Genomic DNA, 11,649 nt, shown 5'->3' with positions numbered 1-11,649 from the left:
CTGGATTGATCCGGGCGCAATGCTAGCAGATCAAAAGATCGCAGCCTTCGGCAGCTCCTACGAATGTCCGTATTCCAACGTAGGAGCTGCCGAAGGCTGCGATCTTTTTCGATGACACTCAATTCCCTGACTACCGCTGCATCCCCCACCGCTTCACCGTCACCCGCTCCAGCGTATCGAACACCAGATTCTCCACCAGCAACCCGATCAAGATCACCACCGCCAGCCCGGCAAACACCTTGTCCGTGTACAGCTCATTGCGATTCTGAAAAATGTACCAACCCAATCCACCCTTGCCGCTGGTTGCGCCGAATACGAGTTCAGCGGCGATCAGCGTACGCCAGGCAAACGCCCAGCCGATTTTCAGCCCGGCAAGAATCGACGGCAGCGCCGCCGGAATCAGGATGAACAGCACAAAACGCATGCCCTTCAAGCCGTAATTGCGCCCGGCCATGCGCAGGGTTTCCGAGACGCCCAAAAATCCGGCGTAGGTGTTCAACGCCAGCGCCCAGAGCACCGAATGCACCAGCACAAAAATCAGGCTGTTCTGCCCCAACCCGAACCACAACAGCGCCAGCGGCAGCAGCGCGATCGCCGGTAACGGGTTGAACATCGACGTCAGCGTACTCAGCAAGTCGCGTCCGAACTGCGTCGACACCGCCAGGGTCGTCAGGCCAAACGCCAGGACGATGCCGATCAGGTAACCCTTGAGCAACACCACCAGAGAAATCCACACCTTGCCCAGCAGTTCGCCGCTGAGCAGGCCGTCGTAGAGCGCGCTGGACGTTTGCACGAAACTCGGCAGCAACAGGTCGTTGTTCTGAATCCGCGCCACCACTTCCCACAGCACCGCGAGCAAAATCAGGATCAGGCTTTTACGCACCCAGCCCTGTTGCCATAGACGCTGGCCGAGGGGCAATTCACGCTCGAGCGGCACGCTGGTGAGCGGTTGCAAAGCGGTTTCAAATTCTTCACGCACAGATGAAAACGGGCTCATCGGGCACTCCTTTCAATGGCTCAATAAGCGATGCGAATGTCGGAAAAATCCAGCTCGCGCTCGGTTTCCGCTGACTGGCCTTCATCGAACAACAAGCGATGAATCCGTCGTGCCGATTCCTGAAACGCCACGCCACCGAGGCTGTGCAAATCGTATTGATGGCTGTGCACTTCCGCCCGCACGCGCCCCGGATGCGGCGACAACAGCAGGATGCGGTTACCGACCACCAGCGCTTCTTCGATGGAGTGCGTGACGAACAGCAGAGTGAAGCGCACTTCTTCCCAGAGCAGCAGTAATTCTTCCTGCATCTTGCGGCGGGTCAGTGCGTCGAGGGCGGCGAAGGGTTCGTCCATCAGCAGGATTTTTGGCTGCATCGCCAAGGCACGAGCGATGGCGACGCGCGCTTTCATGCCGCCAGACAAGGTGTGCGGATAGGCATCGGCAAACGCCGCCAACCCGACTTTGTCGAGGTAGTGCAGCGCGCGTTCTTCGGCCTCTTTTCGCTTGAGGGTTTTCGACGCCAGCAGCGGAAACATCACGTTCTGTTTGACGGTTTTCCACGGCGGCAGCTGATCGAATTCCTGAAACACCACGATCCGGTCCGGCCCCGGCGCATCGACGCGCTGCCCTTGCAGACGGATTTCCCCTTCAACCGGCTGGATAAATCCGGCGACAGCCTTGAGCAATGTCGATTTACCGCAACCGGACGGCCCCAGCAGTACAAAGCGGTCCGCCGGATCGATTTCAAAACTGACTTGATGAGTCGCCCGAACCACCCGTTGCGGCGTGCGGTATTCGAGGCTGACGTTGTCGACCGACAGCAACGCCTGGGTTGCTGCGGTCGGTTTGCTGACCGTGTGGCCTTGCAAAGGGGCGTTCATGTCGGTCAGCTCCCTTGCAGCGGTTTGGCGTCCTGGAAGAAGTAATCCTTCCACGAATCCGGTTTGTTTTTGATCGCGCCGACGCGGTAGAGAAATTCGGCGAGCGGGTAGGTGTTTTTCGGTGTAACGCTGAATTCGAACTGCGGGTTGTCGATGATTTTCAGCAGGGCCGCGCGATCGATTTTCGCCTTGGTCACGCGGATGTAAGTGTCGGCAGCGGCGCCTTTATCGTTCTGGGCAAACTGCGCGGCTTCGGTCAACGCCTCAACGAAAGCTTTGTAGGTTTTCGGGTTTTCATTGCGGAATTTCTCGGTGGCGAACAGCACCGTCGGCGAGTTCGGGCCGAGTAAGTCATAGGTGTTCAACACCACGTGCACGTTCGGGTTGGCCAGCGCCTGGTCCTGGAACGGTGGGTTGGAAAAGTGCCCGCTCAACTCGGTGCCGCCGGCGATCAGCGCCGCCGTGGCGTCGGGGTGTGGAACGGCGATGGTGTACTTGTCGAGGCGATTGAATTCCTTGTCGCCCCACTGCTTGGCCGCCGCGTATTGCAGGAAGCGCGACTGCACCGACACACCCACCGCCGGCACGGCAATGCGATCCTGCTCGGTGAAGTCGGCAATGGTTTTGACCTTGGGATTGTTGCTCACCAGGTAATACGGGAAGTTGCCGAGGGAGGCGACGGCTTTGACGTTCTGCTTGCCGTGGGTGCGGTCCCAGATGGTCAGCAGCGGACCGACGCCCGCGCCGGCGATATCAATCGAACCGGAGAGCAACGCATCGTTGACCGCCGCGCCACCGGACAGCTGCGTCCAGTCAACCTGGATGTCGATGCCTTCCTGCTTGCCGTACTTCTCGATCAGGTTTTGATCGCGCACTACGTTGAGCAGCAGATAAACGATGCCGAATTGTTCGGCGATGCGGATTTCACCTTCGGCGTGGGCTACGGTCGGCGCCACCAGGCTGCCGGCGATCAGGCTGAAACCCAGGCCGATGGCCGCGGCCAGCGGTGCAAATGGAAGACGTTTGGACATGAAAATTCTCCGACAAATCAGAAAGGCGCGTCGCCCTGGATGGTGGTGCGATACAACTTGCGGCGCAGATGGCTGGGGCATCCGGCGGCGAGATGAATCAGCGAGCGGTTGTCCCAGAACACCAGGTCGTGGGGCTGCCAGTGATGGCGGTAGATGTTCTGCGGCAGCACGCTGTGGGCGTAGAGCTCGTCGAGCAGTTGCTTGCTTTCGTCGTCCGGCAGACCGACGATGCGGGTGGTGAAACCCTCGCTGACGAACAACGCCTTGCGACCGTTTTCCGGGTGTGTGCGAACAATCGGGTGGACGACTTCGGCGACCTGCGCCAGTTGCTCCGGCGTCAAGGTCGGGCGCCAGTTGCCTTCGAACTTGGTCTCGCTGTAGCGTGCGGTGTAGGAGTGCGCTGCGCTGCGTCCTGCGACGGCTTTGCGCAACGCTTCGGGCAGGTTGTCCCAGGCTTTGTGCATGTCGGCAAACAGGGTGTCGCCGCCTTCGGATGGCAGCTCTTGGGCGTGCAGCATCGAACCGAGGCTCGGCAGTGCTTTATAGGACAGGTCGGAGTGCCAGAATTTGCCGGCGTCACCGAGACCGATGGATTGACCGTTCTCGATGATGTTGGAAACGATGAGAATTTCCGGGTGCCCGGCCAGCAGGAACTGCTTGAGCACGTGGATCTGCAACACGCCGAAACGGCGGCTGAAGTCGATGTGTTGTTCAGGGGTAATGCGTTGGTCGCGGAACACCACCACGTGATGATCCAGGTGCGCGCGGTGGATGCGGGCAAAATCCTCGTCATTGATCGGGCGGGACAGATCGAGGCCGATGATTTCGGCACCGACGGCGCCGCTGAACGGGCGGATCTCGAAGATTTGCCGCGCGATGTTCGCGGCGCTAGGGGTAGCAGTAGCTGCAGACATAAATCACTCCCACGCACGGCACGCTCAGGGGCGCGCACGTTGATCAGAAACTCACGGAGGTCCCGTGTTGGTTCGTGTCAGGCGGCGCGCCGATTGGTCGGCAGGTACGCAGGAGTGTGACTTTATAGGTATAAGAACTTAAATTTAAATACCGTTAGCGAATAACCATATGGCGTATTTCGCCTATGCTGCTGACAGGATGACGCTGCTCAACTCGTGAGGGACGCTGAATGTTCTACGTGCAACGCAATGCCGATGGTCAATTGATGCGCGTGGAAGCTGAGGCTTATGCTGAATCCACTGAAACACTGGCCGCTGAACACCCTGATCTGCAGGAGTGGTTTGCCAGCGAGGTTATGGCGACCAGTCAAAAACAACTTCAGCAAATTAAGCAACTCAAGCAATTGAGACAGAGCGACCTGGACATGATCCGGGTACTCGACGACTTGATTCAGGTGCTGACCGACAAAGGCGTGATCCGCGTTACCGATCTGCCGGCGGCTGCGCAAGCCAAACTGTCGAACCGGACACAGTTCCGGGAGGAGATGGGAGGGTTGAGCCATTTGGTGGATGAGGATGAGGCGGGGTTGATCTAAGCCTTTTTTGTTGTCTGTTCTGACGCTATCGCGGGCAAGCCCGCTCCCACAGGGATAACGGTTGATCACACATTTGTAACCAACCCCAAAACCTGTGGGAGCGGGCTTGCCCGCGATGGCGGTCTTCATGTCACCGCAGGCTTATCCTTCTTGAACAAAAACGCCAACAACTCCGGCGATTCCAGGTGATCCAGCGCCCGCTCCACCAACAAATGAACCCCTTCGGCCATTCGGTTAAGCGCCAGCGCGACGGATCGGCTTGAGCCGTCCACATCATCGGCGAGGTTGGCCGCGATGGCGCTGATGGAGAGCAGGTCTTCTGAGGCGTTCGCCAGCAGGGTTTCGATGTTGACGTGGGGGGAAACGGTGAAGAGGTGGCCTTTGCCGGGCTCGGGCTCGGAAGGGCCAGAATGACCTGGCGAATCGGAAGTAATGTTGGACATGGGTGCCTCCTGAAAAGGGACGCTGAACCCAGTTCGCTTGCACGCAAATAGGGTGGCAGCTATGTGCGGGGTGCAAGACCGAGTCACCCAATCCCAAAACCTCGGCAGACCCTAAGGTCTCCCGCACACGGCCGCCATAGAGAGATCACAGCGAGCATAAATGCCCGATGAATAGCCCGTGTCGTTTTTTGGGATTAAGGTTTTACTCGGACCTGCACGTCCGTGTCACTGTTAATTCAGTGACAAACTCAGACTATCCCCAGGCCATGGGCCCCACAAGTTCACCAACACCGCCGCAACTTGAAGGAAATCTCCGACGCTGCTGTCGTCAGTCAGACCATTCCCACACTGGCTCTGGTGGCGTCTTTTCTGACGCCTTCGCGAGCAGGCTCGCTCCCACAGGGGATCTTCAGTGAACACAGATTCTGTGATCACCAAAGATCAAGTGTGGGAGCGAGCCTGCTCGCGAAAGCGATCTGAGCAACGCCTCAGTTCCCGATGCCTAACCCCAAGGCCTCGGCTCACCCACCAACCGCCCCTGCACGCCATAAACCCCCATCTCGCGGATCACCGCCAATTCCCCCTCGGTCTCAACGCGCTCGGCAATCAGCGGCAGGTCAATGCTGTGTGCCGCGCGCTGAATCGCCTCGATGAACAATCGCTTGTCGCTTTCCTGATCGATCGCGCGAATGTACACGCCATCCACCTTTAAATACGCCAACCCAAGCCGCGCCAGGTTGCCGATCATGCTGAAGCGACCACCAAAGTGTTGCAGGCCCAGTGAGAACCCGAGTTCACGCAGACGTTGCGTCAAATGCTCCAGCTTCGCTTGCTCCGGCAGTTGTTCCTCGCCGATTTCCAGGGTCAACCGTGAGCCGAGATTGGAATGAGCGCGCAAGATATCGAAGACTTTGTTCAGTGACGCCGGATGGGTCAGGGTCGCCGACGACAGGTTCAGCGCCAGCGACTCTTCATGGTCAGCCATTTGCGCAAGCACGCGTTCCAGCATCAGCCGATCCAGTCGCGCCGCCCAGCCGAAACGCTCGAGCCACGGCAGAAAGCGGCCCGCAGGAATCGTCTGACCCTCGTCGTCGATCAGGCGCGACAGCACTTTGTAATGCAGCACCAGCGTGGTGTCGTGGCTGGCCACCACCGGTTGGAAATACAACTCAAACCGCTGCTTATTCAGTGCCTGATCGAGCAAGCGGTGCCAGGCGTGGTGATCGTCGCCAAGGCTCGCCGGTGCCGTGTGATCCAGGCAAATCCACCGCGAATCGCCTTGGCCTTCCGCCTGCGCCAGTGCCTGATCAGCAAGACCAAGCACGGCGAGCGGCGAGTCACCGTGGATAAACGGCACGAGCCCGATATAGGCCACCGCCGCCACATCGGTGGCGCCGGTTGCATGCAGGCTCGCCAGCGCAGTGTCGAGGTTTTGCGCCAGTTGCAGCGCTTCGGCGCGCATCAGTCCCGGCGCCAGCACGGCAAACTCGCCGCCCCGCACGCGGGTCACCAGGTTCAGCGTCTCCGGGTATTTGGCGCACTCACGCGACAGCTGCTGGCCGACGGCTTTGAGTAATTCATCGGTGTGTTGACCGCCCAGGCGCTGGTTCAGTCCGGCCAGATCCTTGACCCGTAGCATTAACAAATAACCCGAACTGGCGGTCTCAGGATTGCTCACCCGTGCGTTCAATTCCATCTCGAAATAACGCCGGTTCGCCAATCCGGTCAACGTGTCCCGATAGGACTCGTCGCGCAGTTTTTCACTGCGTTCAGCTTGCTCCTGGAACAACGCCTTAAGCTTTTCGACCATCTGGTTCATGGCCTGCACCACCCTGCGCAATTCCGGGGTGCGCGGCAGGTCGGGCAGGCTGAGGAATTCGCGGCGGGCAATCGCGCGCGATTGCTGGACCATGTAATCCAGCGGTTTCAATTGCCGGCGCAACAGCAACGCGCCCAGCGTCGCACTCACTGCGCCGCACAGCAGCAACCAGCCAAGGCTGCCCAAGGCGCTCTGCCAAAGCTTGGCTACCGCGAACATCGGATGGCTGACCACTTCGACCCGTGCCGCCTGCTCCCAGCCACGGCTGACAATCGCATCGCCGCCGGCCGGCTCGAGGCCGATCAGTTTGACGAACCAGTCCGGCACGTTGTTCACCGCCGGACTGCCGCTGCGCTCGACCAGCGTCTTGTCGTCCGCCAGATCGACCACACGGATGCTCGCGTAGTAACCGCTGTCGAAAATCGAGCTGACCAGCAACTCGACCATCGCCGGATCGTCGAGGTTCGGCGTCAACGACAGCGCCAGCGCCGTCGCGGCGTCCTGTGCGTGGGAGCGCAACTGGTTGACGTATTGAGTGCGCGAGCTTTCGAGGCTGACCATGAAGCTGCCGGTGAAGGCGACCACCAGGAACAGACAGATAGCGATCAACAGCTGTTTGAACAAAGACATCTGAGCGCGTGCTCCTAGTTAGTCGTCTCGACCGGAAAACCTTCGGCCTGCATTTTCTTCAGCACGTCCTGCCAACGGGACAAGCGTTTGGTGTCGCTGACTTTTTTATTGCCCTTGGCGCCCGGCAACCACACCCCTTCGGCATTAAAAGCGTAGACCGGCAAAAGATCGGTTCGTTGGCTGGCGGGTTTGATGGTGTCGATCAGGCTGTCGAGCACCAGCGGCATCGCGTCGGGGCTGGAATAGTACGTCAGCACCATGTGCGCGCGGTTCAGGCTGACGGCCTTGACGTAGGTAATCCGCAGTTTGTCGCTGGAAACGCCGAGGTGGCGCAGGCTGAAATACTTGGCGATGGCGTAGTCTTCGCAGTCACCGGCGCCTTTCCACAAGGCTTCAATCGGGGTTTCCCAATAATCGACCTGACGCCACAGGTCGGTGTCCTCTTGGTAGCGCACCTGTTTATTGAAGAACTTATTCACCACGTTGAGCTGTTCCAGCTCGCTGAGTTGCTTCTGCGTCGCCAGCAGGTTCTGCCAGGCATCAATGCGCTGCTGCCCCGCGCCAAGTGGCCCGTACAAGGCCTGCGCGCGCCGGCTGATCTGGGAAAAATCCCAATCGGCATGCAGACCGCCCGGCAAGGTACCGGCCAGCAGCAACGCGCAGCACAGCCAGCGCAAAGTCCGAGGGATCGCGAAACGTACCGCCAATGCGAAATTTCCAGGTCAGGCAGTTGGAATCGATTGATGGTGAAGGTTAGCCGGTTAAAAGACAATGGCGCGGTGAGATCACCGGGAGCACGCTAAACTTTGGGGTGTGAGCCGTTTCCCAAGCGCGTTTGACAACCCGCCAGGCAGTCACTAGTGTCCCCTTGGATCCAAATTACCTCAGTCAGACAGGGTGCGTTGTAGTGACACAGAAGCCCAACCCTCTTAGCAGTATCAAGGTCAACGGGCCGATTCCCGCTCACCTGGCCCGCTCGGTCATCGAAGAAACCCTGCGCGCCGCCATTCTCGACGGTCGTCTTCCTTGTGGCACAGCGGTCCGTCAACAGGACCTCGCCGACCTGTTCGGGGTCAGCCGCATGCCGGTCCGCGAAGCGTTGCGCCAGCTCGAAGCGCAGGCGTTGCTCAATGTGGTCGCGCATAAAGGCGCGGTGGTTGCCCCCTTGGTGCAGGGCGATGCCGCCGAAACCTATGAGTTGCGCATCCTGCTGGAATCCGAAGCCCTGCGCCGCTCGATTCCGCTGCTCACTGACAGTGACATAGAACAGGCGGGCCGCTATATCGATGAACTGGAAACCGAACACGACTACACCGAGATCGGCCGGTTGAATCGCCTGTTCCATATGGCGCTCTACAGCAAGGCGCCTAACCGTCGGCTGTTGAGGCTGGTGGAAGATGGACTGAACGAAGAAGAACGCTTCCTGCGCTTCAACCTTGAAGCCATGGGCCTGGGCAAGTTGTCCCAGGAAGATCACCGGGCGCTGTTACGCGCCGTGGATGACCGCGACATCGAGCGCTCGGTGCAACTGCTTGAGCAACACCTTAATCGGGGCGTCGAGGTCATCACCCGCTACCTCGCCAGCCCCGAAGCAAAGAACCGCAAAACCTCGAAATAAATCGTGGCGACAGGCGAGCTGAATCGCCTGCTCGCGAAGAACGATAACTCGGTTCACAGATCTGAATCAGATCTTGAAGCTATCAACCAACTGCTTCAAACGGTTCGCCTGCATCGACAACGCATCGCAATCCTTCAACGTTTCATTGAGGTTGGCGACGCTCTGCTGGTTCAGCAGGTTGATCTGGTTGACGTCGACGTTGAGCGTTTCCACCACCGCCGTCTGTTCTTCTGTCGCAGCCGCCACCGATTGGTTCATGCCATCGATTTCGCCAATGCGTTTGGTCACGCTGACCAATCGCAGCCCCGCCTGGTTCGCCACTTCGACGCTTTCTTCGCTGGAGGCCTGACTGGCGTTCATGGTGGTCACCGCTTCGCGCGAGCCGATCTGCAGCGAAGTGATCATCTTGTGAATCTCCTCGGCCGACTCCTGCGTGCGATGGGCCAGGTTGCGCACCTCGTCCGCCACTACCGCAAAACCACGACCGGCTTCACCGGCGCGGGCCGCTTCGATGGCCGCGTTCAGCGCAAGCAGGTTGGTCTGTTGGGAGATGCCTTTGATCACATCAAGGATATGCCCGATGTTGTCGGTGCTCGCATTGAGGGTTTCGATCTGGGTGCACGACAGGCTGATTTTCTGCGACAGCTCGGTCATGGCCAGAATGGTTTTTTCCACCACCTGACGACCATCATCGGCCTGCTCGCTCGCACCGCTGGCGTGCTGCGAAGCGTCGGCAGCATTGCGGGCGATTTCCTGAGTGGCGGCGCCCAATTGGTTAATTGCCGCCGCCACACTGTTGGTGCGCGCACTTTGTTCGTCGGAACCGACGATCGACGCGTTGGACGAGGCCATTACTCGCTGCGAGAGGTCATGGACCTGGCGCGTGGCTGACGACACTTCAGAAATCGATGCGTGAATGCGCTCCACGAACTGATTGAAGGCGCCGCCCAGTTCGCCGAATTCATCTTTGCTTTCCACAGACAGACGACGGGTCAAGTCACCCTCGCCCTGAGCGATGTCCTGCATGGCGCGGCCCATCGTGGTCAGGGGACGCATCAGCACGCTGATCAGCAGGCTCAGAAGCACGGCAATGACGGTGACGGCGATGAACATCGCGATCAGCGCCGAGGTGCGGAATTGGCTCAGTGGTGCGTAGGCCTTGTCCTTGTCGATCGACAGACCGATGTACCACTCGGCATTCGGCAAGCCGCTCACCGGCGTGAACGAGAGGATCCGTGCCTGGTTATTCAGGGTGACTTCCTGGTTACCTTTTTCGATCCGCACGCCCGCATTCGGGTAGATGTCCTTCAGCTGCTTCATGACCTGATCTTTATCCGGGCTGACGATCACTTGACCGTCGGCACTGACCAGAAAGGCGTGACCGATACCGCCAAAGTCCACCGAGTTGATGATCTTCACCAGGGTCTCCAGGCTCAGGTCACCGCCAACCACGCCGAGCAACTCGCCGTTCTTTTTCACCGGCATGGCGATGGTCACGACCAGGCCACCCACGGCGGCCATGTAGGGCGCAGTCAGCATGGTCTTGTCGGCGCTAACCGCTTGCTTGTACCAGGGACGCTGACGTGGGTCATAACCGTCCGGCATCTTCGCGTCCGGGCGCTGAGTGAACACGCCATTGGCCTGGCCGACGTAGGTGAATTGGAAGTTCGAGGTAAAGGCCGGTTGATCAACCAGCCCCGGGAAATCCGCATTGGCGCCTTGATGAGCAACGTTCTGCGCGAGGTTTTCCAGCACCAGCACGCGGCCGCTCATCCAGTTCTGCACGCTGCTGGCGGTAAGGTCACCTGCTTGTTCGACCGAGGATTCGAGGTTTTGCCGAATGGTGTTTCGCTGCAGGTAGTCGTTGTACAAAGTAAACAACGCAAAGGCCAGCACTACGACGCCAGAGGCGGCCAACAGGATTTTATGGCTGAACTTGAGATTCATTTGATGGGACTTCTATGCAGAAAGTGGGGATGCGTTCCGGGTTGCAACATTCCATGTACAGCACGAGCGGCATTCTGTGGCCGCTCTACTTTGGTGCACGCATGTCTCACCAGTCTGTCGGCACATCCCGGATAAATCTTAGGGTCATTTACAAAATGGTCGGCAATTCCGTCAGATACCCGCCGAACGGTGTACTAGAGCGTTCAGTTAGCACTCAACGCTGACTTCAGCGACTTCCTACGGAAACCTACACAATGTCGCAGCTACGATCAGCTTTCATTTCTGAATTCTATGCATAAAAAAGCCAGCCCCGGATTTTCAGGGGCTGGCTTTTTTGTTTTTGCGAATTTAGTTTTATTGGTGCTTTTCTCAGGCCTGAAACGACAAAACCCCTGTCTGCATTAGCAGACAGGGGTTTCGGAATTCAATCTTGACGATGACCTACTCTCACATGGGGAAACCCCACACTACCATCGGCGATGCATCGTTTCACTGCTGAGTTCGGGATGGGATCAGGTGGTTCCAATGCTCTATGGTCGTCAAGAAATTCTGTGACCGACCCGTTACGCGGTAACGTGCCAGCAAAATTGGTGACTTCTACTTAAAACAAAACCCCTACCTGCATACGCAGATAGGGGTTTCGGAATTTAATCTTGACGATGACCTACTCTCACATGGGGAAACCCCACACTACCATCGGCGATGCATCGTTTCACTGCTGAGTTCGGGATGGGATCAGGTGGTTCCAATGCTCTATGGTCGTCAAGAAATTC

Annotated in this window: 10 protein-coding genes and 2 rRNA genes; 2 read left to right on the top strand and 10 right to left on the bottom strand. The window is 58.5% G+C overall.

Features of this window, described 5'->3' with window-relative positions; genetic code table 11:
• Positions 1-130: 130 nt before the first annotated feature.
• From F8N62_RS20495 to F8N62_RS20480, 4 genes are read right to left on the bottom strand one after another with little or no spacing between them, the layout of a single operon-like run.
• Entirely contained in the window at positions 131-997 is an 867-nt protein-coding gene (locus F8N62_RS20495) for an ABC transporter permease (RefSeq protein WP_150712388.1), read from the bottom strand.
• Between the two features lie 20 nt (positions 998-1,017).
• Positions 1,018-1,878 carry an ABC transporter ATP-binding protein gene (locus tag F8N62_RS20490; protein WP_150712387.1) on the bottom strand — a complete coding sequence of 287 codons (861 nt, stop codon included), beginning with the start codon at positions 1,876-1,878 and terminating at the stop codon, positions 1,018-1,020.
• Between the two features lie 5 nt (positions 1,879-1,883).
• Positions 1,884-2,909 carry an ABC transporter substrate-binding protein gene (locus F8N62_RS20485; RefSeq protein WP_150712386.1) on the bottom strand — a complete coding sequence of 342 codons (1,026 nt, stop codon included), beginning with the start codon at positions 2,907-2,909 and terminating at the stop codon, positions 1,884-1,886.
• A 17-nt stretch (positions 2,910-2,926) separates the two neighbouring features.
• Complete coding sequence (locus F8N62_RS20480) at positions 2,927-3,823, bottom strand: TauD/TfdA dioxygenase family protein (protein ID WP_150712385.1); 897 nt, start codon at positions 3,821-3,823, stop codon at positions 2,927-2,929.
• A 230-nt stretch (positions 3,824-4,053) separates the two neighbouring features.
• Here F8N62_RS20480 and F8N62_RS20475 point away from each other — a divergent pair, with 230 nt between their 5' ends.
• A complete protein-coding gene (locus F8N62_RS20475) occupies positions 4,054-4,419 on the top strand; it encodes a tryptophan synthase subunit beta (protein WP_150712384.1) in 366 nt (121 codons plus the stop codon).
• Positions 4,420-4,544: 125 nt separating this feature from the next.
• Here F8N62_RS20475 and F8N62_RS20470 read toward each other — a convergent pair whose 3' ends face one another.
• From F8N62_RS20470 to lapG, 3 genes are all read right to left on the bottom strand, one after another.
• Positions 4,545-4,862 carry a DUF6124 family protein gene (locus F8N62_RS20470; RefSeq protein WP_150712383.1) on the bottom strand — a complete coding sequence of 106 codons (318 nt, stop codon included), beginning with the start codon at positions 4,860-4,862 and terminating at the stop codon, positions 4,545-4,547.
• A 502-nt stretch (positions 4,863-5,364) separates the two neighbouring features.
• Complete coding sequence (gene lapD, locus F8N62_RS20465) at positions 5,365-7,311, bottom strand: cyclic di-GMP receptor LapD (RefSeq protein WP_150712382.1); 1,947 nt, start codon at positions 7,309-7,311, stop codon at positions 5,365-5,367.
• A gap of 14 nt (positions 7,312-7,325) precedes the next feature.
• Positions 7,326-8,018 carry a cysteine protease LapG gene (lapG, locus tag F8N62_RS20460; RefSeq protein WP_150712381.1) on the bottom strand — a complete coding sequence of 231 codons (693 nt, stop codon included), beginning with the start codon at positions 8,016-8,018 and terminating at the stop codon, positions 7,326-7,328.
• A 200-nt stretch (positions 8,019-8,218) separates the two neighbouring features.
• On the opposite strand from lapG, the gene F8N62_RS20455 reads away from it, so the two are divergent.
• Positions 8,219-8,929, top strand: a complete 711-nt coding sequence (locus F8N62_RS20455) for a GntR family transcriptional regulator (protein WP_150712380.1) — start codon at positions 8,219-8,221, stop codon at positions 8,927-8,929.
• 66 nt (positions 8,930-8,995) lie between these two features.
• Here F8N62_RS20455 and F8N62_RS20450 read toward each other — a convergent pair whose 3' ends face one another.
• The 3 genes from F8N62_RS20450 to rrf (F8N62_RS20440) form a co-directional block, all read right to left on the bottom strand.
• Positions 8,996-10,876, bottom strand: coding sequence for a methyl-accepting chemotaxis protein (locus F8N62_RS20450; protein ID WP_150712379.1), 1,881 nt, complete (start codon positions 10,874-10,876; stop codon positions 8,996-8,998).
• Positions 10,877-11,304: 428 nt separating this feature from the next.
• Positions 11,305-11,420, bottom strand: a 5S ribosomal RNA gene (gene rrf, locus F8N62_RS20445).
• Positions 11,421-11,527: 107 nt separating this feature from the next.
• Positions 11,528-11,643, bottom strand: a 5S ribosomal RNA gene (gene rrf / locus F8N62_RS20440).
• Between the last annotated feature and the right edge of the window lie 6 nt (positions 11,644-11,649).

Source organism: Pseudomonas fluorescens (assembly GCF_902497785.1).
GTDB classification, from domain to species: Bacteria; Pseudomonadota; Gammaproteobacteria; order Pseudomonadales; family Pseudomonadaceae; genus Aquipseudomonas; species Aquipseudomonas fluorescens_BO.
This window is presented reverse-complemented; position numbering and strand designations above follow the sequence as displayed.